The sequence below is a fragment of the Symbiopectobacterium sp. genome (assembly GCF_047692315.1).
Classification (GTDB): Bacteria; Pseudomonadota; Gammaproteobacteria; order Enterobacterales; family Enterobacteriaceae; genus Symbiopectobacterium.
On the sequence record NZ_JBLLJS010000011.1, the window covers coordinates 41,475 to 68,428 of the forward strand.

29 protein-coding genes and 10 pseudogenes are annotated in these 26,954 nt (G+C 43.7%); 4 read left to right on the forward strand and 35 right to left on the reverse strand.

What is annotated here, in order from left to right:
• Positions 1–12 precede the first annotated feature (12 nt).
• The 31 genes and pseudogenes from ACMZI0_RS03630 to ACMZI0_RS03780 form a co-directional block, all read right to left on the reverse strand.
• Positions 13–1,215: pseudogene (locus tag ACMZI0_RS03630) on the reverse strand (PrgH/EprH family type III secretion apparatus protein).
• 303 nt (positions 1,216–1,518) lie between these two features.
• Positions 1,519–1,758 carry an acyl carrier protein gene (locus ACMZI0_RS03635; protein ID WP_415671979.1) on the reverse strand — a complete coding sequence of 80 codons (240 nt, stop codon included), beginning with the start codon at positions 1,756–1,758 and terminating at the stop codon, positions 1,519–1,521.
• A 103-nt stretch (positions 1,759–1,861) separates the two neighbouring features.
• A complete protein-coding gene (locus ACMZI0_RS03640) occupies positions 1,862–2,209 on the reverse strand; it encodes a hypothetical protein (RefSeq protein WP_415671980.1) in 348 nt (115 codons plus the stop codon).
• Positions 2,206–2,613, reverse strand: coding sequence for a hypothetical protein (locus tag ACMZI0_RS03645; RefSeq protein WP_415671981.1), 408 nt, complete (start codon positions 2,611–2,613; stop codon positions 2,206–2,208). The genes ACMZI0_RS03640 and ACMZI0_RS03645 overlap by 4 nt, the downstream gene beginning before the upstream one ends.
• A gap of 394 nt (positions 2,614–3,007) precedes the next feature.
• Positions 3,008–3,460 (reverse strand): hypothetical protein, encoded by a 453-nt coding sequence (locus ACMZI0_RS03650; protein ID WP_415671982.1) that lies wholly within the window; start codon positions 3,458–3,460, stop codon positions 3,008–3,010.
• A gap of 165 nt (positions 3,461–3,625) precedes the next feature.
• Positions 3,626–3,988 (reverse strand): hypothetical protein, encoded by a 363-nt coding sequence (locus ACMZI0_RS03655; protein WP_415671983.1) that lies wholly within the window; start codon positions 3,986–3,988, stop codon positions 3,626–3,628.
• A gap of 11 nt (positions 3,989–3,999) precedes the next feature.
• Positions 4,000–4,566 carry a hypothetical protein gene (locus ACMZI0_RS03660; protein WP_415671984.1) on the reverse strand — a complete coding sequence of 189 codons (567 nt, stop codon included), beginning with the start codon at positions 4,564–4,566 and terminating at the stop codon, positions 4,000–4,002.
• A gap of 12 nt (positions 4,567–4,578) precedes the next feature.
• A pseudogene (locus ACMZI0_RS03665) lies at positions 4,579–5,081 on the reverse strand (IpaD/SipD/SspD family type III secretion system needle tip protein).
• A complete protein-coding gene (locus ACMZI0_RS03670; RefSeq protein WP_415671985.1) occupies positions 4,994–5,377 on the reverse strand; it encodes a hypothetical protein in 384 nt (127 codons plus the stop codon). The pseudogene ACMZI0_RS03665 and the gene ACMZI0_RS03670 overlap by 88 nt, the downstream one beginning before the upstream one ends.
• Positions 5,378–5,426: 49 nt before the next feature.
• Positions 5,427–5,660: a hypothetical protein gene (locus ACMZI0_RS03675; protein WP_415671986.1), complete on the reverse strand. Its 234-nt coding sequence runs from the start codon at positions 5,658–5,660 to the stop codon at positions 5,427–5,429.
• A 64-nt stretch (positions 5,661–5,724) separates the two neighbouring features.
• Entirely contained in the window at positions 5,725–5,952 is a 228-nt protein-coding gene (locus tag ACMZI0_RS03680; protein WP_415671987.1) for a hypothetical protein, read from the reverse strand.
• Complete coding sequence (locus ACMZI0_RS03685) at positions 5,909–6,823, reverse strand: hypothetical protein (RefSeq protein ID WP_415671988.1); 915 nt, start codon at positions 6,821–6,823, stop codon at positions 5,909–5,911. Before ACMZI0_RS03685 ends, ACMZI0_RS03680 begins: the two co-directional genes overlap by 44 nt.
• Before the next feature lie 11 nt (positions 6,824–6,834).
• Positions 6,835–7,809, reverse strand: a pseudogene (gene sctE / locus ACMZI0_RS03690) (type III secretion system translocon subunit SctE); the annotation flags it as partial.
• A 12-nt stretch (positions 7,810–7,821) separates the two neighbouring features.
• Positions 7,822–8,622 carry a hypothetical protein gene (locus ACMZI0_RS03695; protein WP_415671989.1) on the reverse strand — a complete coding sequence of 267 codons (801 nt, stop codon included), beginning with the start codon at positions 8,620–8,622 and terminating at the stop codon, positions 7,822–7,824.
• A gap of 20 nt (positions 8,623–8,642) precedes the next feature.
• On the reverse strand, positions 8,643–9,161 hold the full coding sequence (locus ACMZI0_RS03700) for a SycD/LcrH family type III secretion system chaperone (RefSeq protein WP_415671990.1): 519 nt from the start codon (positions 9,159–9,161) through the stop codon (positions 8,643–8,645).
• 100 nt (positions 9,162–9,261) lie between these two features.
• Positions 9,262–10,317, reverse strand: a pseudogene (locus tag ACMZI0_RS03705) (EscU/YscU/HrcU family type III secretion system export apparatus switch protein).
• Positions 10,318–10,364: 47 nt separating this feature from the next.
• Positions 10,365–11,128: pseudogene (gene sctT, locus ACMZI0_RS03710) on the reverse strand (type III secretion system export apparatus subunit SctT).
• A gap of 8 nt (positions 11,129–11,136) precedes the next feature.
• A pseudogene (locus ACMZI0_RS03715) lies at positions 11,137–11,387 on the reverse strand (EscS/YscS/HrcS family type III secretion system export apparatus protein).
• A 15-nt stretch (positions 11,388–11,402) separates the two neighbouring features.
• On the reverse strand, positions 11,403–12,065 hold the full coding sequence (locus ACMZI0_RS03720) for an EscR/YscR/HrcR family type III secretion system export apparatus protein (protein WP_415672052.1): 663 nt from the start codon (positions 12,063–12,065) through the stop codon (positions 11,403–11,405).
• Between the two features lie 72 nt (positions 12,066–12,137).
• Positions 12,138–12,254, reverse strand: a pseudogene (locus ACMZI0_RS03725) (hypothetical protein); the annotation flags it as partial.
• Positions 12,221–12,994, reverse strand: a complete 774-nt coding sequence (locus ACMZI0_RS03730) for a hypothetical protein (RefSeq protein ID WP_415671991.1) — start codon at positions 12,992–12,994, stop codon at positions 12,221–12,223. The pseudogene ACMZI0_RS03725 and the gene ACMZI0_RS03730, both read right to left, overlap by 34 nt.
• A 236-nt stretch (positions 12,995–13,230) precedes the next feature.
• Positions 13,231–13,896, reverse strand: a complete 666-nt coding sequence (locus tag ACMZI0_RS03735; protein WP_415671992.1) for a hypothetical protein — start codon at positions 13,894–13,896, stop codon at positions 13,231–13,233.
• Positions 13,884–14,273, reverse strand: a complete 390-nt coding sequence (locus ACMZI0_RS03740; RefSeq protein ID WP_415671993.1) for a hypothetical protein — start codon at positions 14,271–14,273, stop codon at positions 13,884–13,886. Before ACMZI0_RS03740 ends, ACMZI0_RS03735 begins: the two co-directional genes overlap by 13 nt.
• Before the next feature lie 44 nt (positions 14,274–14,317).
• Positions 14,318–15,563, reverse strand: a pseudogene (gene sctN / locus ACMZI0_RS03745) (type III secretion system ATPase SctN).
• Positions 15,564–15,601: 38 nt separating this feature from the next.
• Positions 15,602–16,003 (reverse strand): annotated as a pseudogene (gene spaK / locus ACMZI0_RS03750) (SPI-1 type III secretion system chaperone SpaK).
• Positions 16,004–16,019: 16 nt separating this feature from the next.
• Positions 16,020–17,981 (reverse strand): annotated as a pseudogene (locus tag ACMZI0_RS03755) (FHIPEP family type III secretion protein).
• Between the two features lie 97 nt (positions 17,982–18,078).
• Positions 18,079–18,342, reverse strand: a complete 264-nt coding sequence (locus ACMZI0_RS03760; RefSeq protein WP_415671994.1) for a hypothetical protein — start codon at positions 18,340–18,342, stop codon at positions 18,079–18,081.
• Positions 18,343–18,561: 219 nt separating this feature from the next.
• On the reverse strand, positions 18,562–19,146 hold the full coding sequence (locus tag ACMZI0_RS03765) for an HrpJ domain-containing protein (protein ID WP_415671995.1): 585 nt from the start codon (positions 19,144–19,146) through the stop codon (positions 18,562–18,564).
• The gene (sctC, locus tag ACMZI0_RS03770) at positions 19,137–20,576 is read right to left on the reverse strand and encodes a type III secretion system outer membrane ring subunit SctC (protein WP_415671996.1); all 1,440 of its coding nucleotides are present in this window, start codon (positions 20,574–20,576) and stop codon (positions 19,137–19,139) included. The genes ACMZI0_RS03765 and sctC overlap by 10 nt, the downstream gene beginning before the upstream one ends.
• 238 nt (positions 20,577–20,814) lie before the next feature.
• Complete coding sequence (locus tag ACMZI0_RS03775) at positions 20,815–21,570, reverse strand: helix-turn-helix domain-containing protein (protein WP_415671997.1); 756 nt, start codon at positions 21,568–21,570, stop codon at positions 20,815–20,817.
• Between the two features lie 292 nt (positions 21,571–21,862).
• Positions 21,863–22,198: a gamma-glutamylcyclotransferase family protein gene (locus ACMZI0_RS03780; RefSeq protein WP_415671998.1), complete on the reverse strand. Its 336-nt coding sequence runs from the start codon at positions 22,196–22,198 to the stop codon at positions 21,863–21,865.
• Positions 22,199–22,487: 289 nt separating this feature from the next.
• Here ACMZI0_RS03780 and ACMZI0_RS03785 point away from each other — a divergent pair, with 289 nt between their 5' ends.
• The 4 genes from ACMZI0_RS03785 to ACMZI0_RS03800 all read left to right on the forward strand — a co-directional run bounded on the left by ACMZI0_RS03785 (position 22,488) and on the right by ACMZI0_RS03800 (position 24,260).
• Complete coding sequence (locus tag ACMZI0_RS03785) at positions 22,488–23,102, forward strand: PAS domain-containing protein (protein ID WP_415671999.1); 615 nt, start codon at positions 22,488–22,490, stop codon at positions 23,100–23,102.
• Positions 23,103–23,135: 33 nt separating this feature from the next.
• Positions 23,136–23,315 carry a hypothetical protein gene (locus ACMZI0_RS03790; protein WP_415672000.1) on the forward strand — a complete coding sequence of 60 codons (180 nt, stop codon included), beginning with the start codon at positions 23,136–23,138 and terminating at the stop codon, positions 23,313–23,315.
• The gene (locus tag ACMZI0_RS03795; RefSeq protein ID WP_415672001.1) at positions 23,300–23,824 is read left to right on the forward strand and encodes a GGDEF domain-containing protein; all 525 of its coding nucleotides are present in this window, start codon (positions 23,300–23,302) and stop codon (positions 23,822–23,824) included. The genes ACMZI0_RS03790 and ACMZI0_RS03795 overlap by 16 nt, the downstream gene beginning before the upstream one ends.
• A gap of 106 nt (positions 23,825–23,930) precedes the next feature.
• Positions 23,931–24,260, forward strand: coding sequence for a DHCW motif cupin fold protein (locus ACMZI0_RS03800; RefSeq protein ID WP_415672002.1), 330 nt, complete (start codon positions 23,931–23,933; stop codon positions 24,258–24,260).
• Between the two features lie 56 nt (positions 24,261–24,316).
• Here ACMZI0_RS03800 and ACMZI0_RS03805 read toward each other — a convergent pair whose 3' ends face one another.
• The 4 genes from ACMZI0_RS03805 to ACMZI0_RS03820 form a co-directional block, all read right to left on the reverse strand.
• On the reverse strand, positions 24,317–24,493 hold the full coding sequence (locus ACMZI0_RS03805; protein WP_415672003.1) for a helix-turn-helix domain-containing protein: 177 nt from the start codon (positions 24,491–24,493) through the stop codon (positions 24,317–24,319).
• 83 nt (positions 24,494–24,576) lie between these two features.
• Entirely contained in the window at positions 24,577–25,395 is an 819-nt protein-coding gene (locus tag ACMZI0_RS03810; RefSeq protein ID WP_415672004.1) for a sigma 54-interacting transcriptional regulator, read from the reverse strand.
• A 3-nt stretch (positions 25,396–25,398) separates the two neighbouring features.
• Positions 25,399–25,674, reverse strand: a complete 276-nt coding sequence (locus ACMZI0_RS03815; RefSeq protein ID WP_415672053.1) for a helix-turn-helix domain-containing protein — start codon at positions 25,672–25,674, stop codon at positions 25,399–25,401.
• Positions 25,671–26,825, reverse strand: coding sequence for a sigma 54-interacting transcriptional regulator (locus tag ACMZI0_RS03820; RefSeq protein ID WP_415672005.1), 1,155 nt, complete (start codon positions 26,823–26,825; stop codon positions 25,671–25,673). Before ACMZI0_RS03820 ends, ACMZI0_RS03815 begins: the two co-directional genes overlap by 4 nt.
• Positions 26,826–26,954 lie beyond the last annotated feature (129 nt).

A 26,954-nucleotide genomic window follows, 5' to 3' on the forward strand; every position in this document is an offset into this window, starting at 1 on the left:
AACAAGCCTTCTTTAGGTTTTAGGGAAATACCAATGTCCGGCGCCCAGCTTGATATAGCTCTGTTCGCCAAATTTAAAAGATTTATCTTTGAACCAATCAATTTCTAGCTCAACAGAAAAGTGAATATATCTTTCCCCCCACTGTTGATAGTATTGATTGACAAAATTCTTGATACTTTCTAGCATGCCATCCTCAATGACGCCTAATATGACAAAGGTGATGGTATCGTCATTGTCTATCTCACGAAAAGAGATCGCCATTTTTTTCAAGCCTTGATTGGCAATGCTTCTAACTGTTTTATCCTTCAAATTATCTAGGCTTACCGAATCAATATAGGGGAATTTCTCTTTCAGAGCAGAAATAAAATCATCTCGTGACTTATCACTTAACTTGTTTCTTTCTGTGCTGATTCTAAGAATCGGGTGTTGAGGGTCACTCAAACGTATCTGATGAAACTTCAATGCAGGCCAATAAGTTTCCACCCAACGCGAAACCCGTTCTTCTTCATTTGCAATATTAACGACATTAATCTGTTGACGAAGCGGGTTTCTGATCATGGTTTGAATAGCCCAATCAGTAGCTTTATCACTGGCAGCAAAAACATAAATCCAATTATCGCGAGCATAAACTATCTGATAATCATCAGAAGCAAAATTTAATAATGTTGAAACATTATCAAGTTGACGCTTTGTTCCCGTCAGATAACCATAACCAGCCACAAAAATAGCACTCAATAAAGCAATCGCAACCAATGTTTTATACCACACACTTTTGGCATTCTTTGCAGTCTCTGTAATCGTCGATGACTGTACCGTAGCACCGTCCAGATGCTCCCCGGATAAGATTTCGTCCGAGAATTCAGAATGTTGATTTCGCCAGGCAAATTTTTATGCACCAACGGTGATAACTTCATTTTCTAACAAAACTGTCATTGGTGAGCCATAATTTGAGATCTCACGCATAGAAACTTCACTTGAGTCACCATGCTTAACGATTATCTCGAAACTTACATCCGCTTGTTCAGCGGGAATATAAATAGTATTATCAAGCATCTGTGTGCCGTTATATTGCTTGCTAATCGTTTTTTCATCAGTAGAGAGAAAAAGTGTATTCCCTTCAAGCAAGGCAAACTCACACCCACGTAAAACGCCGTTAAGAAGCCTAACGACTATCCTTTTTTCTTTATCGATATTTCTATCTTCATCCAATAACATTACTAAATTCTCTAGGAGGTCGACATTATCACTTTAACTTTTGAAAATATACTCTACTAGAACACGTACATCTTGATTAAATAATAATTAAAAATTGATTTCACATCATATTTAATAATCAACAAACTGAGATCTATAAAGAAAACCAACATCTTCATAAAAAATGAAAACGTACAGTAAATATAACAAACTCATTAAAAAAACAGCAGAATTAATTCAGACAGGAACAAACTTAAAATACAAAGAAAAAACCAGTAATAAATCTGATTACGGGCCGAGATAAAACCTCGACCCTGCTTTAAATTAATGGCACCGTTCATCAATTAGGCGATAGAGATCCAGGACATAGTTAACATTATCCAAATCCTCATCTTTAACGTTAATATGAAATTCCTGTTCAAGCATCAGCATCAAATCTATCATCATGAGTGAATCAGCTAACAGATCATAATATAGATGTTTCTCTGGTTGCACATCTACAGGAGGGCAATTTATGATAGAAGAAACCACATTATTTATGCGTTCCTCAACTTGTTGATTCATTACTATTCCGTCTAAATTCCACAGGACGGGGCTATCAATATTACGTCAGGCCCATTTTACAAGACAGAACGACTGCCTCTCATCATAAAAGCATTTTAAAGGTTTACTTTTTAGCAAGCCCGTCAGTGTTAATATAAGATTGCTTTGCCGTAGCACCTTGCCTTCCTGTCCAAAAAGGACCTTTGTGGGGGGTGTTGCCAGCAGCAGTAACAATATTTTTATCTTGAGAAGACACTACATTGTGGCGATCTGCAAAAGACGTCTCTTTAGAAGGACTAATGTTGCGCGCTGTATCAGCCAGCAACATATCATCTTCTGTTTCAACCTTAGTGGTTTCAGGTTCAACACGCACTTTATGTTTAGCTACACTCGCGACTTGCCCAGCGCCGCTGGCAGCCGGAATGGTTGCATCCGTTTTCTCCACAAAACGTCTTTCAATGGTGTAGCTCAAGACCTCTTCGGCCAAATGTTCAGCATCACGCCCGGTACTACTTTGCATATTTTGAGCACGACTTTCTGTAGATGCATTTGAATCCGATACATATTTCTTGAAATCAGCAGCGCCAGTCTACCCGCTCTGCCTGGTCCCATGTAGATATCAGACTTTTGCTTGTTGATACCAGTAGCTCCCATCAACTTCTGTTGTTGACGAGTTGCCTGTATTGGTGAAGTAGAGATATTGGTTTTGTAAGCCTGTGTCTCAAACATTCTTTGAGCTTTCTCGTTGGGTTTATTCCCGTCAAGCTCAATAGCATTTTTTACCACTACTGCGTTTGATCTTGCAAGCAGCCCTTTTTCACCACGTTCTGGAAGCGGCTCTCGGAGTGCAGTCTGTGTATCGGTTTCAGCAATCATTGTTTTTGCTGACTGCCAATAGCGCTTGAACTCTCTGCAGCTCCAGTTCGTCCTGTCCTATTTGGCCCCATATTGGTATCAAATAAAGGTTTATCACTCTACTGTGACCGAGGTTCTGATGATTGCACAATAGCCGCATTACTCTTGGCTTTGTTTAACGTCGCAGCAATTTGTGCCCGCTGACGAGTAAATGAAACTGCATTGAGAGCTTGATTCACTACCTTACCGGTAACAGGGTTTTCTCCTGCCTTAGCTTGAGGGCTAGGGTTACTGACTTTCTCGCCAGGTGAACGATTGCCATAGCTGTTTATCTCCGTGCCAGCATGGCTAGAAGGCGTAATGGGAGACTGATTTTTTTTATTAAATGCCCACTATCAGATGTTATCGATGCTGACTACCAGTACTTCTGAAATTGTGCGGCTCCCGTTCGCCCCGTGCTAAAGGGACCAATAAAGGGAGTTTGGCTTGCGACCAATGGTGAACCAACGTTATCCAATATCGGGGGCAGTGCTTGTTGGACAGAAGTGTGCACATTCTGTTCGGAATTGATATCTAGTGCTGAATCAGCTTCCCTCTGTAACGCGGCTCCATCTATATGATCGCGGCTATCTTGTTCTATCACTGTTGCCGGTAGTGTTAGCGTCTCACTGGCAGACTCATTGCTGTTATTGCCAAGGTTTGACGTGCCAGCAGCTGTATCAGGCCCCTTCTGCACTTTACTATCCCCTCTGCCATCAATATCACGAGCAGATTGCCTCTCGGGGACATCGTTAAAATTTTGATGCAGGGTTTCCACTGCAGATAATAATGAGGTCGCTTTTTGCGTTCCCGATTGGCGAGTATTCATTTTTATTATATAATCACCGTTATAACTAAAATTAATACTATCTCCTATAATAATGGTACTAAAATCATTTATATTGGTACTGTAATCATTAAAATATAGGTTGGCCCCTGCCTTTCTTTGCCAGTATCGGTACCTGGCTTTGCAGGACCTTTATTCTTCGCATCGTTATTCTTGGGTGCCCCCCTGTTTCAAATAGTCCTTAAAAAGATCTAAATTTATTGGTTGATGAGAGAAAAGCGCATCTGCACGGTGGAAGCCGTTAGTTTTTTTAATAATATTATCCATCGTCTCGAAAACCCGGATTGACTCACGAAAAGGGCCACTTCTCCACTCCTGATGTAGAAACTCTCGCAGATTTCCATCCTGTACCAATTCAATTTTCTTCGTAACCATTATATGAATTTCTTTATTACAATCTAAACCTTTTGATATAACCTCATTAGAAATCTTGTCAATACGACTATCAAAGGAATTAAGAGCGTCAAAGCCTTTAAGTGAAGAGCCTGTGATTGGTGAATCAGATCTCAATCCATACTTCTTTACATTATCGACAAGGAATTGAATATCTTTTTTATGCTATTAATACTCAAAACATCATTATCGGTGTATGAGTCATGCAACATTTTAGTCATAACCAATACTTGCTTAATTTTTTGCACGGCTCCAGCATCACTATCAGGAATAGATAGGGCCGAGAAAAAAGCGCCAAGACCCTTGATATCTCTTTCAATTTTCCAAAATTCAATCGCATCTCCTTCAATTTCATTTGAAAAGTCGACGCTATTAGTCAGTGAGCCGAGGAAATTATTTATTCCTACTGTATCTTCAGAACAATATTTCTGAGCCTCCACATTCTCACTTACCGCTTCATTTCGATTTGAATTATTTCTTACATTCCTTAAGTTTTTCTTAACACAATGATCGGAACCTTGATGTAACGGCTTTAACAAGCCTGTTTTCTCCCTGACCTGACCACCAGAAACTCGAGATATCTCATTGGATTGAGTTACATTTTTCAATAATTGAAATTTAACATTTTGCATTGATTCTCTAACAGGACGAAAAGCATAACGCACTGAATTAACAGGTATGTGTACAGTAGTCATCGTGTTACCTTATTAAACAAAGAATTGTTTATCACACTCCAAAAGACTTGAAATTGTGCTACTTAATACTTTAACTAAATTATCAAATGTTGAATGAGCATTTGCGAATTTCTGTGTTAAAGTTTGCATACTGTTTTGAATATGATCTTTTGCATATCAACGCCAGTCTGCCATGCGGACCATTGTGCTGCATTGAAAGACATATCTTTATTTTCCACTGAGTTATTAATGTTAATCAATGGGCTAATATCAATATGAACAATATAAGTACCATCTGGTAGTTGATAAATACAGTCATCAGCACTGAGCCCAAACTCTCTCGCCCAGGCTTCACACTCCTCACGACTAGCTCCTTTAACCTCAGCATCAGAACCAGTCTGGACAGGAAACAATGTCGTTGACATACCGGGAACAGGATAATCATCCATTAGCTTTTTAAGACTTCCTTTGAATTCTTTGCCATGAAGAATAGTTTTATCACCATCTGCGGAAATGAATTGTGGCAACGTTGACATAAAGTCAGAAAAATCTTTATAAAACTGGGCATTTTTTCAACAGCTTGTTGAAAAACATCTAAATAGCTTTCAGACATTTCCCCAATAGCACTGGAAAGTAATTCATTAATCTCTTTGCTTGATAAGGTACTAAAAAGACCAGCATCCGAGAGGTTAGAAATTAGAGCATCATAGGTTGTAACCGATGAATTTTTCAGTTTTTTCAGTGCCGAATAAACATGATCTTTTGCATCAGAAGATAGGGCCTTATTTCCCAATTCAGGATTCGGTAAAAACACATCATTAAGAACACTCATTCTTTTTTTACATCATGAATGATGAGCTCTCGCCTTGCCTGGATAGACTTCATTTCATCAAGAAGCCCCCCATATTTAGTGTTTTTATATAATCATCAAATTTTTTCCCATCCGCCATTACAAAGGAAAAAGGCCTAAGGAGAATTCGATGAGCACCATCACTACGAGGCAATGTATTCACCTCATCAGTAATGTAGTCCTGCAAAAAACAATTATTAGCAGATTGTTCCCGTGAATAATTTTCAACCCGGAATGACGGCCTTGTTGTAGATAATATTTCCATATCGTCCTCTGAATAAACCGCCTGTATCAACAGGCGGTTTCACATAGTTATAAATTTTTAGCGATTACATTTTCGTATTATTGGCAACAACACTGGCAGTATCACTGATGCCTTTCGCTATGCTTCCAAGCGTTGCTAACAATGCAGCCTTAAGCTTCTCAGCATCCTGAGCACTCTCTTCGTTCCGTTGGCTCTGCTGCATAAAGACATCTTTATCAAATTGCCGCAATTGCTGTAGGCCATTCTGCTCAGCCTGGCTCAATATCATCTGGGAAGACGCAATGGTTCCCATTGCTAATGCTCCGCCCTGTAACGCTTGCCCAACACCAATTTGTTGCTGTGAGGCACTTAGGGCTCGTTTGGAGTTGGAACTCCTGTTTCTGCGCCAGCACATGTTCACGATTGGCAGATTGCTTCAAGCGGGTCATATCTTGCGACCACATCGGATCGCTCATATCCTTTCCGCGTGAAAGCGTTGCTTCAGCATCCAGCTTATTGCCCAAGTTCTTATGCTGAGTAATTTTTGCCCCCTGGATCTCATACCCCTTAATAGCCTGGCTATGTCCTTTATGAGATTTAATTCCTCCAGTCAACGCCATACCACTTGCCACAATGCTACTGGTAAGATCCTTTTTAAGCTGTTCTCGGGCAGCTTGCATGCTATGCTCGACGGAGCTTTCAAGACTTTTCTGGCTTGTTTCCAGCATCTTGGTTTTCATGCCATGTTCAGCATGCTTGCTCAATAAAGCCGTTTTCGCAATGTCGATTAGAGGAGCAAAACGCATGCTGTTGTAACCACCGAGAAAGTTTGGGGCCGCCATAATTTTTTCTGGCCGACTAGCAATCTCTTTCTCCTGTATTGCAGGCATCAAAGAGCCACTTTGAGAATACAAAGAAATTTGTTTGCTCAACAAATTAGCATCCGTATCAGAAATAGGCTTGGTGATATCAGGAATTCGAATATCAATACCTACAAGGTGACTGGATGCATACTGCACTAACATAGTTCTATTCTGATTTATGTCAGTTGCATCTAAAGGTCTAGAACTTGATTTTTGGATGAAACTTGCATTATCCATACCTTTTCGATGCATCTCATCAGGAAGAGAAGTCGCTCGCGGTTGGAAAATAGTATTATTGGGGTTTGCTATAGATACTGCCATAACGCCTCCTATTAGGCTCTGATATTTCTTACAACACTCTTCCCAGTGTTGGCTTTACTACTTAACATGTCAGACAAGGTCATATTTACCGATTGCGATGCTTTAAAATCATCTTCATGACTAGCAAGAATTTTGCTTAAAAGATCGCGCACAATGCTGACATCCATTGCAGCCAGATTACAATCGGAAATGGCTTTTGTAGCCTGAAGCCTAATATTTGAAATATTAATACTCATTCCACTTTGAACAACAGGCATCGACGTGTGAACACCATTCTTCAACATTTCCAATCGATGCAAGGCAATGTTACCTAATCTCTTTGCATCTTCTGGATCGCTTATTTTTAAAACCTTCATGACATTGGCATTTACTTTATCTGAAATGCCATCCAGCTTTTTATTAATCCCTCGTGTTATTTTCCCCACCTGATTTGTTACCGATTGCATACTTCGACTTAATGCCGCACCGCTCTGCCTCATAGAGTTATTAACAACTTGAGGCATGATTTTGTTAATGACCTGAGTTATTGCTTGCTTGATTGACTGCATAATGGCAGAGGTCATTGCCTGAGACATTTTTTCTATCATAAATTTGGCTGCTGTTTTAGCAACCAAAGAAATAGCAACAATTGCAGCAATAGTCACTGCGGCAGTTACCACCATATGGATGGTATCCATCATGTTGGCGCCAGTCGCTTTATCGATAGCATTTAGCAGCAACCCGAGTGGTGTTTTATCAAAAATCTGCGTGATAATATCTCCCCAAATATTCATGAGAGGCATGAAGACATGCTCCATGAGGGGATTCATCACCATTTCAGTTAATGACTTACCGGTTATAGCAGCAACAATGGGGTCAGCTACCATCAAGCCAATACCTACAGCCATCAACGCCACACCACCAAATACGGTAGTAATTGCCCCCAACGCGATCGCCAGGCCACCTAAAACTTTACCAATGCAACTGGCCATTTTTTGCGCTTCTTCAGCTTTTCGAACCTACTCTTCATATTCATCAGATTTACGCTGCATTTCCGCCTGGCGTGCTTTGGTCTGAATACAGTTCAGTTCAAGATCATTTTTCAGTTTTTCTGCAGAGGCCTCTTCCATTTGCATAATAAACTCAGTGATCAGCATGATCATGACAGCCGTTTTCGTCAAAGCCTTCTCTGATTGCATCATTGCATTGCTTGATACCACGCCACCTTTTGGCGCAATGTCCACATCGCTGTACTTTTTATTCATTTCTGCCGTGCTGGCATTAATCTCATTCAGGACGCTCTGCATGGCGGCACGTTTTTGCTCTGCGATCGCGTGCGCATCGGACAACGTTGATTGAGCAAGGCCTAACGCTTTTTGCGCATCAGCAATCTCCTTTTTCGCCTGCGTTACGTCAGGATCATCTGCAAATGATGGATCATCTGGGTCTGTAACCCCTAACTGTTCTAACAACTCTGCTAATGAATTCTGAGCTTCATCAAGCTTACGTTGCGCTTGAGCCACCTCATCGGTTGCACTATCAACACCCTTTTGTGCCGCTGTAAACTCAGACTCAAGACCATCGTAGGTTTGATGTAGCTCATCCAGATGTGCTGACAGCTCACGTGCTTTATCCATACGCGCTTCTGACTGAGTAATAAATACTGCCAGGGCATTGGCACGCTGCTGAGCCAATTGATCAATAGCTTTTCCTTTAACCTGAGAAATATGCGTCTTAGTTAAAATTGCTTCATTTACTTTTCCAGTACCTGAGGACAAATTTGCAATATTTATCGCTTTACCTGTTTTGGAGACATCCATTTATTTATGACCCGTAAAAATTATATAGCTTCCTCAGAGGAATCAGAGTTGTTTAACTCTTCCCCCTCCCCCATGTTTTGCCGAATAGTACTCATATAAGCTTTAGCTTTGGCAACTAAAGATGCATCCTCACACCGTGAGCAAATAATATCAAGGCACTGCAATGCCTTAACAACATTCCCAATGAGAAGTTGGCACTGCCCAGAATAAAAGACCGGATTAAAATTACTCTCAGCCATTACATATGCCAGCGAATAAAAATCATATGCCTTGCTGTAATTTTTCTTTACCTGGTTAACCGCCACGAGACCAATAAAATAGTCTGGATTTTTAAGATCGTATAGGCAAAGAAAATGGAACAAATTTTCCGCTTTATCTAACTGACCATTTTTATATGCCTGGTAAGCATACGCATAGACATTTTCCATCATGTCATCAGTAATGCCATGAATTTCTTTTAATGTAGCCCCACGTTCCAATGTTGCCGTCATTAATAACGTTGCTTCCTGCTCGGTGATAACACCTGTATTTTGTTCCATTTTCTCTCTCCTCAGTAGTGTCATCGCTTACTGCTGATGACCGTTATTAAACCATGTGTTTATTTGATATTCACATAAAGAACGCTCATTCGCCGCGTGTTTACGGAGGCGATGAACCCTCATTTTTACAAGCATTTTCAAACTGTTGAAACCATACAAGGATAGCGATGACGTTATCCAATTCCTCAAGGCTGACAAAAGAGTAGCGTTGGTGCATTTTGAATATTCGTCGCGCCAACTTGATATCTTCAACAACAGGAACCCCCACCTTCTCAGCGTAAGTTCTGACGGCTAGCGCTCTCTAATTTCTCTCTAGTACAGAGATAAATGGAATACCCACCACCTCCATATTGAGATAGATTCCTACAGCAATATGTGTTGGGTTAGCAATAATCACTGCTGATTTTTCAATATCAGTTTTTATTTGTTCAGACAGTAATTCAGCATGTATTTCTTTACGCTTAGATTTTATTTCCGGATCACCATCCTGCTCCTTGAACTCTCGCTTAACCTCCTGCTTGTCCATCTTAAGATCTCTTATATGAAGAAAGTACTCAGCAAGAGCATCTAACACAAACACCAATAGCGCGCAGGATAAACAAAGGTAGACTAACGCGCCAAAGAGTTTCCCCCACACCAGGAATATTTGTACGGGTTCAGCATTGAGCTGAGAAAAAACCATATGTTTGTGTTTACTCCAAAATATCATACCTGCGATGATAAAACTCATCAGGAAAAGTAAGGTTTTTATGACATCTTTTACAGTACGCAAACTAAATAATTTTTTTAAACCGTTAGCTGGGTTTAACGCATTAAAATTCAGCTTTAGCGCTTTACTGGCAAGCAAAAAACCAGTTTGCAATAGCGTTGGGAAAACCGAAGCTACAATACAAAGCAATAAGAAAGGCAAAAATAACTTTATACCTGTCCAAAACATCGCTTCAGCATAGCCAAGTGCGTCATTAGTAAAACCATTTTCGATGACGAGTCGCCACATGGACATCAACTTGAAGACGCCAAAAAAATTAATCAGGTATTGCACCCCCAACAAAATCAGACAAGCAATGACCAAATCTTTACTTTTAAACGACTGACCTTTTTTCGCCGCGTCTTTTTTCTTTTTTTCAGTCGGTTTTTCTGTTTTACTTCCAGACATAAATTCCCTTTATACTTCAGGTTTACGTTTACTTAATAACCGATAAATCACCGACCAAGTAGATCAACGGGGTAAAGACGCAAATCAATAATGCGGTCGGGCAATATTGGTGTGAAATAGAGCAGTAATAAGAAGAATCCAATAAGGCTCTTGACCGTCAATGCCAACGCAAAGGCATTCAACTGTGGAGCAAATCGTGCCAGCAAACCCAAAAAAGTTCAGACAACAAAAAAATAACAATTAAAGGGCTCGCAAGAATAACTCCATTCTTCACCACCAAAGAAAGAAACCCGACAATGGTACGATATCCTGGCATATCTAATTGATAGGGTTGCCATAATTGATAACTTTTTTCGAAAACCTCCAGCATTAACAGCAGCCCACCACTTTGCAGTACAATAACTGCAGCAAAGAGATTGAAAAATTTAGCCAGTTCAGAAGTATCCACTCCTGAAAGTGGATCGATGCTACTACTCAGGGTTGCACCACGCTGATTGTCGATAAAACTGCCTGTCGCGTGCATTAGCATTACCCAACAGGGTAAACATAGAAAACCAGCGATGATCAGACCGACGACTAACTCTTTACTGATTAAAATTAAAAACCAGATGTTATCGTATCCAGCTATCGCCTCTCCCATATGCGGCCACAAAACACTGCCAGTTAGCAAAGCAACGGGTAACCTGATGGCTCCAGTCAACGTATTATTGTTGAAAAAAGGGAGCAATATAAACGCAGGCATCAGGCGAGCAGATACCATGGCCATTTCATAAAGCCAGGTGTGAAGATCGAAAAACATTCCGGTAAACATATTGCTTATCACGCAAGTGCAATTCTTATTACTTCGCGAGCATAATTCAGCATAATATCGCCATACCACCCGGAAATTAGAAACAGACACAAAGCCACGCTCAATAACTTAACACCAAAAGGCAATGTTTGTTCCTGAAGCTGTGTTACAGTCTGAAATAGCCCCACCAGGAGTCCAACTATAGTAGCGACTGCAATGGGTAATACATCGTCAAAATCAAATAAAGTGCTTTATTACCTGCGAACGCTATTTCATCCATGATTATTCTCCATATCTATAACGCCAATTCCAGATATTGTGTTACCAACCATTTAGACAATAGCGTCCATCCGTCTAATACAACAAAGAGTACCAACTTAATTGGTACTGAAATCGTCACGGGACTCATCATCATACCGAGCGCCAGCAAAATACTGGATACCAATAAATCGATAACAACGAATGGCAGGTATAGATAAAACCCTACCTTAAATGCACTCTTTATCTCACTTAATGCATAGGCGGGCAATAATGCGAGGATAGAAGTGCGTTCTTCTTCCTGTGCTTCAATATAAGAGTTATCTCCACGCTGAAGGTTAGCTCGCTCAAAAAACTGAGCCAATTCAACGTCATAATATCTTTCAAGATAATCCCGATAGCTATCTAGACCATTCTCAACAAAGTGTAATACCGATTGACTGTCTCTTGTGTCGACATTGGCTTGCTGAAATTGCTCATAGCCATTTTTCACCACTGGCATCATCACAAAAAAGGATAAAATCAACGCCACACCATTCAATGTCATATTTGAAGGAACTTGCTGAAGTCCCAATGCATTGCGAACCATAACGAAAACAACGGAAAATTTTATATAACATGTTCCGCATGCGATCAAAAAAGGAAGAAGCGTTGAAAATGCCAGTATCGCAATCAGAGAAATATCATTGCCGTGAGACATCACCAGCCTCTTGATAAATGTTTTTATTTCAATGCTCAAACGGTCCTCAATCCATACCAGCTCACCTTTGGCAACAGGTACACCATTAGCAACAATGGATATATTCTGTTCTACATCGGGGTGACATGGGATAACCTGGCCTTGATAAAAGGATTCTAATTCTGCAACAGTGAGGGTGCTTTGTTGCAATACAACATTAGTTTTACTTTAATCCCGTTATGCGACCGTACTGGAGTAACAGCAACCTCGTTTACGTACTCTGGCAAAGGTAATTCTCTTTCACTTTCAGCTATCGCAGTACCATCAGTTTCATCAAACATAAATCCCTCCTCAATTTTGATAAAGCGCCCCAAAATATGATTTGATGAGGCAACTGTGCATTCTTCATAATTAACCAATATCACATCACCCGGCTGAACTTGTTTCAGCAAAGCCGTAGATATATGGCTGTAGCCAATTTGAAACTGGATGGATAAAGGTAAAGCGTCCGCATTCAAATGGCGGATAACCTCATCCAACGGTTGGTGGGCAGGAAAGGTATGCAACCATACGCGCCCTTGCGATGTCATGCAGGCGTAAGCATGTGGTGGTACAAATGATGTCTCCACCCGGCCTTTACTTTCCAAACGTTGGTATGCAAGGTCTTGCGGCAACCCATCAATAGGCTGTACGCAATTAATGAACAATGCCTCCAACTGAGCTGGCGACCATGATGCACTAGACAGTGCCGCGCTTTGAGGCACCCGGTGACAAAACCATCTCTCCAGGTCGATAATTCCTTCCCACCCCGTATCTGCGATGAAATGCAGCAGGTGATTTCCGGGCACCAGGCGCTGACACACGTCAAAGCCTTGGTTCTGCCAAGCCTTTACCCAGCGACGCTCGGACAGTTCGCGCTTTGAATAGCAGCGTAGGTGTTGACCAATCACGCATTTTCCTCATCGGCGAATGTGTTGCGCTCTTTCTTTGGTTGCTCATCTTCTTCAAAAAAACACCCATTCCGGGTCGCTTTGCCCCTGGCCTTCATAATCAGCTAATTGCTGATGAACCAACGGATCTGAAACTTGCAAAACATGTGGTGCTTTGGCGTGTCCGCCTAACAGCACATTGACCAGAAAAACGGTACAATAATTGGCTCTCTGGCGCGGCCTCATTTAATGCGGCGTTACCCATGCTTCTGAGTATTGACTCGGTTGGAAGTGGCTGTCGGGCCGTCCCAGCGAGTACGATGTTGCGCATCGCTTGTTAGCGGAAAAGCAGATGACGAATGCTCTCTTTCAGCCCTGGGACTAAGCGTTTCCAAAGGAACGTTCGTCGATGGCAAAACATCCGTATCTGCTACCTGACTCAATATTACGTGGGAAAGCGGCGTATCACGACGTTCCTGAAGTGCAATGACAGCAGCCTGACCATGCAACCCACCTGCTACAGTCGCCTTTTCACCCGCACTGTCAGGAAAGATGGATAAATCATGGTTTGTTATTGTTTTATACGTTGGTACAACCTTACCGAACTGCGGCTCAGTACCGTTGATATTTATTGTCTTGCTCACCTCAGTGCGCGTTTCTGACTGAGTCGACTGATTTACTTTTCCTCGTCCGGCGTCTCTCCATTTGCCCAAACACGCATGCAGTTCCGGCAATGTCGCGGATAGCGAGGAGTGAGAAGAAGCTATATTGGGTAAGACACTTTCATCATGTCCTTTCTTAACCTGTTTTACTTTTTGCTTTATGGTATTTAAAACAATGTGCTCTAAACTTTGAGTCACATTTTCTTCCATGCTGGGATTTCTCCCAGAAAAAATAGCTTTTACTCCATTTAACGTCGCCATGATATTCTTTCCTCTATCTCGTTATCTTCAATTCTTGCATCTCTGATACACTTACTTTTTCGAACCTGCTGTTGTAACGATTCATACTTCTTTATCTTTCTATCAAGCTGTTTCCTTTTTTCGAAGATAGCCAGGCGCTCCTGTTCACACTTTTCCTGTTCAAGCATTTTTTGAGATTTTTGAACTTTGATGTCTGCCAATTTTTTCTTTAGTGCGCCCTGTCGCCGTTGTATCGCGAAGATTTTCGCTTTATTGGTTTCGCCTCCGGGGTACAAACTTCGGCTAAGCATCTCAATTGCCGAGATCTCTTTTTCAAACATGTCTATCTGAGTGATTAATGTGTTGTGCTCACTTTTTTCTATTGAGCAGAACATCATTACGTTGAATTTTTAATGCAACATGCCCAACCAGTGTTTTCATCTCACGAAGCATGACGTTTCATCTCATCGGTTATCGTATTGAAATCAGCGTGCTCATCGACACGTTGCTTTAGCCACGCAAACAGACGATCGCGTTTATTCATCGCTCGATCGTTCTCTTCATTCTCACCCGGCTGATATTCGCCCAAGTCGACAAAGAGTTGCAGTTCATCAATTTTGGCTAAAATGCGACGTAGTTCACCCGCATAGTGGAGATGCTCACTATCACAAACCTGATTTGCAACGCGACTAACACTATTGAGAACATCAATAGCCGGATAGTGATTCCTGACTGCAAGCTTGCGACTTGCGACTAAGGTAGATATGCCCATCGAGGATTGAGCGAATTTCTTCCGCAATCGGATCGGGTTCATCATCACTTTCCAAAAGGATGGTGTAATAGGCCGTGATACTGCCAGTCTGCGTTACGCCTGGACGCTCCAATAACTTGGGCAAGGCATCAAATACCGAAGCAGGATAACCGCGCCGCGCGGGTGATTCTCCCGTTGCCAGTGCCACATCTCGTAGTGCCCTGGCATAACGCGTAATCGAATCCAGGAACAGCACAACATTCAGGCCTGCATCGCGAAAATATTCAGCAACAGTGGTTGCTACTTGCGCTGCATTGTAACGATTCAACGATGAATAATCTGAAGTTGCGTAAACCAAGATACACTGGCTCTGACGATCGGACTGACGCAATGCTTCAATGAACTCCGTCACTTCACGCCCACTCTCACCCACAAGCGCTATCACAAAAACGTCTGCTTGTGATTGCTCAATAAGCATGTGCATCAAGGTCGTTTTCCCACACCCAGCCGATGCAAAAATGCCCATACTCTGACCAACACCACAGGTAATCAGCCCATCAAAGGCCCGGATTCCCGTCAAAAACGGTTGCTGAATCCCCATCCGGTCCTGGTACAGTGGAGGGGGGAGCGCATCAATTGTGCGGCGCTGCCAGGCAAACCCTTGCTCCACTACCTCACCAAAAGGGTTCAGCACACAACCCAGCAGATCGTGACTAAGTACTACCGACAGCCCTGTCCCTGTAGGACAAATTACCGCCTCTCGCGACAAACCTTGCGCATTGCCCATCAAACTCAGCAGTGTTGTATCACCATGAAACCCCAAGGCCTGTGCTCGAGCCAAGATATCTGGTTGGCTCCAGCCTTGGCGGACCTCACAGACTTCCCCGGCAGTAACGCCAGGTAACCGCGCTTCAATAATGGCTCCAGACAGGCGCAAAGGATGTGCTTGTTGACGTAAGAGCTATCGGTTCGCCATTACCGAATCACCCCCAAAAAGGCTTCCTGCAGCTGGAAGAATTCATCCATTGCGTCAGCAAAGCGTGCGCCACCAGCCAGATAATCAGGATGTACCAATCCTTTTAATTCAATGGTGTCATTATTAATGGAAATCTGTAATTGCCCAGTCATCGCAAAATGGCATCCCTCCATAATTTTTTCTTGGATTTGAGCTGACTTATGCTGCAATAAGCCGAGTGTGTTTTCGCTGAGTTGTGACCAGATCCATATCTGTCAATCAACATTACTGATTAACAAACTGGGATAATTGTCAAAATCTAGCGCAATGGTTGAATGGCCATCAAAGTCGCTCAGAATTGACTCATCAACACCACTGTGCAATAGCGCATCACGAACCAACGTTACAATATCGATATACATTTCAGGAATTCCTTTACTAAATTGTTTTCACAACATTGATTGACACCGTATCGGTAATTTCACCGAACGACATAACTTCAAGATCTTTAAAGTGTGACTCCAGGAAACGCTTTAAAAAAACGGCGTATATCCACTGAAGAGAGCACAGCTAAATCTTTACAAGACATCGCTACACTCTCCATTGCCAGTGCAAATCTATCAATCAACTCATCTGCTACAGAAGGATCAAGATGGAGGAACACACCCGTTGATGTATTTCTGATGCTCTGACGAATCTGGTCTTCAAACTCCTCAGATAACATAATTACACGCAGAGAATTTCCCACAGAGAATTTATGACAGATATAACGTGAGAGTGCACCACGCACATGTTCCACCAGAGAAATAACCTCTTTTTCACGCGGTGCCCATTGGGCCAGGGCTTCCATAATTAACCGCATATTGCGCACCGAAATACGTTCACTAAGAAGCCGCTGCAATACTTCAGAAATTCTCTGAATAGTTGCATGACGCATAACTTCTTTCATGAGATCGGGGTATTTCTCCTCCATTTTATCGAGAATATGCTTTGTTTCCTGAACACCGAAATACTCATTAACATGACGAATCAACACAGCAGCTAAGGTGTAATACATTTCATCAATACCACTACGCAGCTGGTAACCTAAGGCCGCAACCGATTCCCGCTGTTCTTCGGCAATCCATTGCATGTTATCAATAGTAGACACCGGTATCCTAAGTTGTAGCAGCTCTTCAGAGCCGTTAACAACGCGGTATTGGTTGAATTTTATTTGAAAACGCTCTGCGCTGACTTCATTAATTAAAACAGATACGGTTTCAGCCTCAATGTGCTCGGAGGCTGAAACCGTTATTTCCGGCAGATTTATCCCATAGTCAATGAAGAATTGACTCCGAAAGCGTTCAGTAACATTCGCATTTCCCAGTATCTGTTCATCACTTTTGTTAACGACAAGAATCAAGGGCACCATTTCTGCTGAAACATTATCCAGATTATTAATGATGCCGAGTGAACTTTCCCCTTCAGCTAACACATCCCCTTCATACCCTTGATATGACGTTGCTGCATCCTGATCAACATGTGCCTTCTTGTTTTTCCAACGTTGATAACCGTAAAGTCCGGCGAGCAGCAATGCCAAGATCATGAATACTGAAAAAGGGAATCCAGGCAAGCTGCCAATGCCCAATGCAATAATCGCCGCAATAACCAGCACCGAAGAGTTGGTGAATAGTTGATCAACAATGGTACGCCCCATGTTGTCACCATCGCCATTAACACGGGTAACAATAAAGCCCGCACCGATGGCGATCAAAAGCGCCGGGATTTGTGCAACCAGACCATCACCGATCGTCAACATCGTATAGGTAGACAGCGCAGTTGATATATCCATGCCATTAATCGATACCCCGACGCTAATGCCACCAATGAAGTTGATAAAAATGACAATGATACCGGCAATAGCATCGCCCTTAATAAACTTCATCGTGCCATCAAAAGAGCCATAGAGCTGGCTCTCACGCTCGACCACACTGCGCCGTGACATAGCATCTTCCGCGACACGCTCGGCACCTTTGGTTATCACCATAAACTGCACGATGGTTACTATCGCAAAAATCACGAACCCAACGACCAAGCTATCCCCAATAACGAATTCACCGAAAGTGGAAATAATGTCACCCGCATCCGCATCATTTAATATCAGGCGGCTGGTACTCACGGATAATGCTAGTCGAAACAGCGTCGTAATCAACAACACGGCTGGAAATGTTGAAAAGCTAAGTATTTTATCAATATAAAATGATGCAAAAAAACCAGAATGGATAAAACAATGTTTAACCCAATCAAGAAGTCGACCAAATAGGTTAGCAGAGGAATCACCAACATAGAAATGATCACAACAATCAATATAAGAATAAAGAGTTCCGGATGGCTCCTTACCCGGTTTAAAAAGTCAATCATCCTATCAACCTATTTCAATCAACTTATTTATAAAAATCACTGCGCGGTTTTCCGCTGTTCAATTCGCTCGTGATATAATGCTGTATTTAGTCGTTCTTCAAAACACATCAATAAGTTTATTCTTTCTTCCTCTGAAAAAAATCTCATGAAGTAATTTTTTGCAATAGTAGTAGATCATTTGTAAAACTACCGCTCGGTTTTTATGCTCAGCAAAACGTAAGTGATGCTCTATAGTTTGCGCAAGCAACGTATCCAAATCATCGGTGTGTTCGATCACACCGAAGAGTAAAAGAAGCCATGTTTCTTCTTTCTCATCAACATTACGAATGATGCTATTCGTGAGTAACCCTTGAACAAACAAAATATCACTCGATCGGATACGCTTTATTTGCTTTATTCTTGATTGGAGAAAAAAAACTCCGAGTGACTACAGCTTGGATCTGCCGCATCGATATCCGCTAATAAGGCATCTTCCATAAACGTGGTCAGAATCCCCCTTTTTTCAACTCCGTAGGTCGATATCCATGTCTGGTACTGCATCAGATCCGTATCATCATTGGCTAAAAAGCTTCGATAACTCTCACGAAGTAATGCGGGAGTCATCTTGATGGGTTGTGCCTAATAACCGTGCTTTTAACGCAACATTAATCCCGGCTTTTAGACGCTTGGGATCCGCTTCTTTTTCAACCTGGGACAGCAGCGCTTTGAGACGTTTTCGGCGTATTTCATCGAGATTTCGTCGATACAGGAGCTCGCGTAAAACCATCACCAGATCGCTCTCATCAGGAAACAATGCGCGCGCCTGTTGTAATAAACGCGTAATAGCAGCACCTTCTTTCCCATTCAAGGCTTGAATCAGATTGCCCACCTTAGGCTGAGTATCATCATCTAACACTCGATCAAAGCTGCTCTCTTCCATCGCTCTTGATTTCTTTTCATATTCCCTGCGCTGGCGAAAACGCCCCGCAGCAGCGGACATTTCATCCGAAGCGTGATGCAACTTCTGCGATCTGGCTGCGGGAGAAAGATCTTCCATATCCTGCATTTCATCGCCCGATGAGACATTGCTCTGTTCAGCAGAAATACTTTTTTCTACATTCTGCTTTTCTCGTCGAGCCATCAGAAGCTGGAGATGAGTATTACCGTGTCCGATACTTATCGCCATTTTGGGCTGTCCAAATAATTGGTCATCCAGTTTTGCAATTGATCGTTACTGAGATCTTTGCGTATATCGTTAATCATCGTATGTGCATCCGGTGATAACGGTGCATCAATTTCCCTTGGCTGAATCAAGAATACCCGAACCATACTTGAATCTCGGTCGCGAGAGTAACGGAACATTTTCCCCAGCATGGGGATACCACCCAACAAAGGGATTTTGCCTTCAACGGTACTTCTTTCATCATGCGTATATCCGCCAATCAGTAAGCTCTTTCCTTTCGGAACGCGGGCGATGGTGCTGATATTGGTTCTTCCCACTTCAGGCAATGTTGATTCATTGGTTTTCGTGGTATCGAACTGGCTACCATCTTCAACATTCAGCATCATTTCTATTTCCCCGTTCGCTGTAAAACGTGGAAGCACACTCACCAAAGTACCGTAGGTAACATTTTCTAACTGTGCGGTACGTTCCCCCACCAGGCTAGCGTAGAAGGTTCGACTGTTGTCAAAAATAGCAGGAATATTTTCTTGGGTCAGCAGCATGGGGCGAGAAACAATATTGGCTTTTTTCTTTTCGCTGAGCGCCAATGCTGTAACCATAAAACTTGCACCATCAATGGTGCTAGTACCACCGTTGAGCGAAATACCCAGATTTCCTCCCACATTCAGATTACCACTCCACTGAACGCCAAGGTTATCGAATGCTTCTTTTTGTAAATCAACAATCCAAACGGAAAGTTCAATGTGTCTCTTGGCGATATCCAATGTTTTCGCCAGATTACAAATATACTCAACCTGCTCGGGGCTTCCTCGGACCAAGAGGCTATTGGTTCCTGGTTCATCAATAACACTCACTTCACTTGCATTTTGTGCAATATTAGCTGCGGCCATAGCATCTTCATGAGCATAGCTGTCGAGCAAATCTTGCGGTAGATCGGAGGTATCCAATTCAGGTTTTACAGGTTTACGCGGCACGACCTGCATGCTTCTCCCCGCAGTCGGCCCAGTACTGATAATTTTATTAATCACCGTCGAAATGCCTGGAATAATGATTTTTTCATCACGGTATTTAAATGAGCGATCCTCTACAAAGGTGTTGTGTAATTGAATCACTGCAATACTCTCTCGCCTATCGAAAGTATCGTCTTTTTGATCGAGATATTTTGCCGTACTTGTAATCAGATCGACATAGATTGGTGGGCCAGAGACATAAAAGGTAGAATTACGATTATCCGAACGCAAAGGAAAACGGGGATCGTGCAAACCTGAATTCTTCAAAAAGCTTTCAACAACACTGAAAGAAGTATTACGTAAAACGATAACCGCATTACGCATTTCCGTTGCGTCATAGACATAAATAGCCTGGCCATCACTGTACCAAATTAGCCCAAGCTGCTCAGATACCGATACCAGCACATCCTGCGGACGACTCAAATCAAACTCACCTGTGACTTTCTTACGTGCCGCCAGCTTACTTAATTCTCATTGCAGCAGAGATGGCGTCAAAAATGCCATTCACACTCTCCTGTCGAACCATATATCCGTTTCCCTGGCGAGATGCATCATTATGTTCGTTTACTGTTTGTGCGAATGCCTGTATTGGCATTAATACAAACAGTAACATGGCTATTGAGGCCCGTATTTTTGTCGAAAAAACTGTACTCATCTTGCCTTAACTCGCTTGCAATAATTTCTTCAAATTCCTTGGCGAAACACCAATCACCTCTTTCACCTCATTGGAAAAATGAGAAAGTGATACATATCCATGATTCATTGCGATAGTCGTTAAATTATTATCGCCGTTAATCAATTCAAACAGTGCCTGCCCCAGACGCCAATCACGTAGTGCAGATTTTGCCGTATTGCCCAATACACGCCGCGATAAACGTCGAAAATGAGAAACGGAGAGCCCATAACGTGCACAAAGTGTTTGCAAACGTTGGCCGGAGTTACTTCTATAAGAATCGAACAGAAACTCAACCAGGGCATACCATTCAGATTGTCTTAATACATTGGAAAAATGCTCCAGGCCATCAGTTCCCTGCAAAGCCTGATGAAGCAGCCAATACTCAATATCCTTTTGCTCAGGCTCAGCGCGGAGTGCCGTTGGCATGCACCCCACCAGCGTACGTGGACAATGTGTGCTTTCTTTATTCATTGATTTATCGATAAACACTTGCAATTTTGCCAGTAACGTAAAATCAAGAAATAAACAATGCAATTCACCCCATTCCACAGTAACTGAGGCCGGTGCGATGACTAGTAAACTCCGCTGGTTACCAGGAATCGTACATACCGCTGTACTTCCCTTGTCACTGATGCGAGGATGGCATTCTTGCTCATTATTCTGTGCCAGTAATAAAGCGTACTGAGAGAAAGGGTATTCCTCACCGGCCTTGAGCTGACTGTATTGACTCATCTCTTCCATTGATTAACTCTTTTGCATCCAAACGTTGGGCGCAGTATAAAGTCTCGACAATGGCATTCCTGATGAGATAATAATGGATGACCTTATCGTCCCCGGCGCCTTCATCAAAGTATAAGAACAAATAGTTTTTTTATATTTTATTTCATAAAGATAATTAAAGTTAAATAGGTATGACCATGGTCAATATTGAGAGGATTAAAGATAATGACGGTGGACCAAGGGTACGTAAAAAACGCTTTTTTTATAGCAAGCTCACCGTCATACATGATAAGACTACAGCAATGCCGCCGCATCAGTGTGCTTCAGGTACCACCATGTAGATGAAAGAGATGACAATCTCTCCGTCTTTTGTGGTGACCTCGACGGGCACTCGTGCATACTCTTCACCTTCGAATTCATCAAGCGCATCCCAATGCTCAGAAAGGCGCTCTGAGCAAAACAGGTACCCATCAACGCGGTTCCCTGTGTTATCCAGAACAATCCCAGGGTACCCCATACCGGCTCCCCACCCTTGATCAAGCAGCGAACCATACACTGAGCCTTGCACCCAGTTCCCCCCTATCGACTCCAGCAGATGCGCATTTTCGCATCCCGGCATCAGAGTGCCATATACAAAGAGACTGTCCATGCATCCCCTATCATGCTAAAAATGATTTGCCCTGCTCCCCGAGAGCGGGGAGCGTCGAGTTATTTTTAAAGGAACTCGGCAATATTGTCATTATCATATTGTCGATGAGCGAACCGAGCCTCCTCTAAAAGCAGTCCACTTGCCCCAGAGACAAGGTTGTCTCTGTAATATTTCTAAATCCATTTCATCAATACCAGATACTTTCTCCCCGCCGTAACGTGTATTCTTATTCTATTGACCCAATTACCTGCATACATTTTGGAACGTACCGATAGATGAAGAAAAACCATTGGGCTTCCACGAGGTCGATGCAAACCATCTCTTTGAATTGCTCAATCACAATTCTGATTGGGTGTGGGAAGTCGACGCACAGGGGCGCTATACCTGGGCTTCTGAAGTCGTCACCGAACTGCTGGGATATACACCGCAAGAGGTGATCGGCAAAACGCCGTTTGATTTTATGCCACCGGGTGAAGCAGAACGCGTTGGGCAAGCTTTCGGTGAAATTGTCATGGCGAAAAGAGCTTTCTCTGGCCTGGTGAATCGCAATCAACGCGTAGACGGTCGTATTGTGGTATTGGAGACCAGCGGCATTCCCCTGTTTGGCTCCGACGGTGAGTTACGCGGTTATCGCGGCGTTGATCGCAATATCTCAACGCTCGGTGAGCGGGTTTTGCAGTTGGAAACCATTTATGACACCACGCCGGTTGCCCTTTGTATGATCGATCGCGCTGGCCGTCTTGTGATGTCCAATAAGGCCATGACGCGCTTACTGAATCACACCGAAGAGCCTACGTCGGAACTCTATGTATCCGCATTAATGCCCGATTGTTGGTCCCAATTTGAAACCGATTTCACACTGGCCGACAACGGTTCGGACATCCCTAGCCGTGAAGTCACATAGCTCGATCGCTGCTATTACACCCAACCCGTACCAGTGCGGGATGCCAGCGATAATGTGGTGGGGCTATCCGTCACCTGGGTTGATATCACCCGACGCCGTCAGGTGGAACAAAAGCTCGCTGATGCCAATAAAGTGCTGCAACAATATGCGCAACACGACCACCTTACCGGACTCTTCAACCGCCGTAAGGCCGTAAGATGGACGAATGCCTGATTGAAGAAATTACACACACGCTCCAGAAACGCATTCCACTCTCAGTGTGCCTTGCCAATATCGATTTTTTTAAACACTATAACGATACCTTTGGGCATCAGGCGGGGGATGACTGTTTGCGCGCTGTGGCAAAAACGCTGCTTTCCTCTCGGTTGCGCAGCGATGATAACGTTAGCCGTTATGGCGGCGAAGAGTTTCTGGTGATTTTACCGCACACGGACAAAGTGGGAGCAGTCACGGTTGCCGAGCGCCTGCGGGAAAACATTCATGCGTTGCGATTGCCACACAGCGCCAGCGCAACGGGCTATCTCACGATCAGTATTGGTGTAGCGACCCTGAATGACGGCCTGACAACCCCGGAAGACAGGCCGCTGCATATGATTGCCAGCGGTCTGATACATAAAGCAGACACAGCCCTTTATGCAGCAAAAAATCAAGGGCGAAACCGGGTTGTTGCAGACCCGGATGACGATCATCAGGACGCGACCAGTCACACAACAACACGGTGATACGCATTCGATAAGAAAAGGGAATGGCTACGCCACTTGAAGCTGAGTAATGATATCTGCTAACAATGAGGGTCTTACACGCAAATTGCGCCGAGGTAACATCCAGATGCACATGGCAAATATTCCGTTTGGTATCACCGATTGGTCACTCATTGAACCGACAACGCACAGCGGCGACGTCGGCCACGCATTATGGCGTACACAACATTTCGACAATATTCGTGTAAGAATGGTGGAATACTCTGCAGGATACATTGCGGATCACTGGTGTGAAAAAGGACACATTCTTCTTTGTCTTGAAGGCGAACTCATTACCGAACTTGATGACGGAAGAAGCTTTACCTTAACGCCAGGTGTCAGTTACCAGGTGGCTGAAAATGCTGAAGCGCATCGTTCTACAGCGCCCAAAGGCGCAAAACTGTTTATTGTTGACTGAAAAAGTAGACGTTGTGTTGAGTTGCACTGACTCGCGAGTTCGCGGCCCTTTCAACATCAGAACTTTTTCACCTCAATATTCAATTTTTGCAACGCGTAATAAAGCTGGCGTGGAGTGATATTAAGCAGACGAGCAGCCTTGGCTTTGAGCCAGCCGCTTTTTTCCAAAGCGGCAATAAAACGGTAGCGAATCGGATCGTCAATATCCGTACCGCTAAAGGAATCCGCAGGCATAATCGTCACATGAGATGCTGAAGTGTTGGGATCCCAGTGTTCAGGTAATGGGATCTCATCTTTATGGTGTAGAGAGTAATAATCTATCCGTAAATTGAGCTGTTTGCGCAGACACTGCCCTTGAATACAGGGGAGTTGACAAATGACGTCCGTTTCGCAGTGCAATGCAGCATATTCAAGACAACTCTCCAAATCACGAATATTACCCGGCCACTGGCAGAGATAAAGCGGAGCCAATGCATCCGGTAGCACGGTGATTCGGGTATGGCTGTGCTGGTTAAAACGCAGAAAAAATCAGCTACCAGCTCAGCAATGTCGTCACGTCGCTCCAACAGCGTTGGCAACACAATATGGGCAACATGCAGCCGATAGTACAATTCTGGCAGAAATGTTCCTGCGGCAACTTTTTCCTCCAGATTTGCCTCGCTGGCACAAATAAGCCGGGCATCACCACAGTGCAACACGCGATCCGTGGGCGAAAAAAATGGCTTCTGCTGTATGAGTTGCAACAAAAGTTGCTGTAAGCGTAAGGAGAAATGGCCAATCTCACTGAAGAACAAGGTTCCCTGCCGTGCTTGTGCCAACGCGCCCTGCGTCTGCGGCATACCTTGTTGATTGCCAAGAAGATGGAACAGGACCTCTTCATCCTGCGCATAATGGCAACCCAGTTTGATAAATGGCCCCTGGCTACGCAGTGAGTGTTCATGGAGTGCCCGAGCAATAGCATCTTTGTCGGTACCAGGCTCACCGCGCAATAATATAGGGGTTTGCATCGGCGCATACTGATGTAAACGCGCCATGACTTGACGCATTGCTGCCGAACGCACAATAAGCCGACGAGGTGGACGTCTTGCTGCCTCTTGGGGTTGTTCTGCCACTAATGCGGCGCGCGGCTCAACCATCGCTCACGCCCTGTTGCGATAATGCTTATAGTTGAGGCGATACTTATCCAGCCGCAGTCCTAATGCACGACGCGTGATATTAAGATGTTCCGCCGCCCGGGAGACATTTCCCTGAAACATTGAGAGCGCTTCAACAATTAAATCGTACTCTATCTGGGATACCCGCGCCTCCAACCCTTCTTCTGCCGCAAGGTGCTCCAAGATCGGCTGTAACGACAACGGAAGATGGTAGCTGTGAATGACACCTTCATCTGATAACAATACCGCCCGTTCTATCACATTTTCCAACTCCCGGACGCGTTTCCCGGACAGTCGTAGTTAAGCAACATATTCAGCGCTGGCGTGGCGATCGTAGGCACTTCCACGCCCTGGTCTCTGGCAAAAAGGGCATTGAAGTAATCGGCCAAAATCAGAATATCGTTGCCACGTTCACGCAAAGGCGGGATGGTGATCGGAAACACATTAAGGCGGTAGTAAAGGTCTTCACGAAAAAGCCCCTTGTTCACCATTTCACTCAAATCTCGATGTGTGGCGGCAAGAATACGAACATTGACATGAAGCGTGTCATTGCTGCCCACTCGCTCAAAACTGCGCTCCTGAATCACACGTAACAGCTTGGCCTGTGCCGATAGCGACAACTCCCCGACTTCATCAAGAAAAATGGTTCCCCCATTCGCTTCTTCAAAACATCCTGCACGGCGAGATATTGCACCGGTAAATGCGCCTTTCTCATGCCCAAACAGCTCACTTTCCAGCACGCTTTCCGGTAATGATGCACAATTGAAGGTGATAAAAGGTCCAGTAGCACACAGGCTGCTATGGTGAATCGCAGCAGCTACCCGCCCTTTGCCAACGCCACTCTCCCCCAGAATCAGTACCGTAGTACGCTCTGGGCTGACCTTGCGAATCAACCGGTACACCGACTGCATGGCCCGCGAATTGCCAATAATATTGGCAGGCCGCAGTGTATCCGTTGTTTGTTGGTGCAAAGACGCCACTAGCAACACTTTCTGATGCGCTTGTTCAAGCAGATGCAATTCAACGGCCTGCGCGATAATCACCGCAATCACTTTCAGCACTTCCAAATCCAGGTAGCGCAGTTGCTGATTGTTGTAAACCCGTTCGATGCCGATGGTTCCCATCACTTTGGAACTGCGAATGATCGGCACACAGATAAATGAAAACTCACCGTCGCTGGTTTTGTCGAGACTGCCGGTTTTATTGAGAAATAGTGAATCGTCTGCCACATGCGGCACAATGACCGGTTGGCACGTTTCAATCACTTGTCCGGTAATACCTTCCCCCGGCATATAGACGCCCTTCTCCACTTCTTGCGGAGAGAGCCCGTAACTTTCATGGATGTAAATGCGATCGCTACTGGTGTCGTACAGCGTGATCATCGCGCGGATCACCTGCATGTGTTTTTGCATCAATTGCAGAACCAGTTTGAGGGTTTTGGAAAGATCCCCCCTCGGTGCTCACCACTTTGCTGACTTCAGACAGCAGCGACATCAGTTCTGAACGGCATTCACCCAATTTACAAGTGAAAGACAACGGTG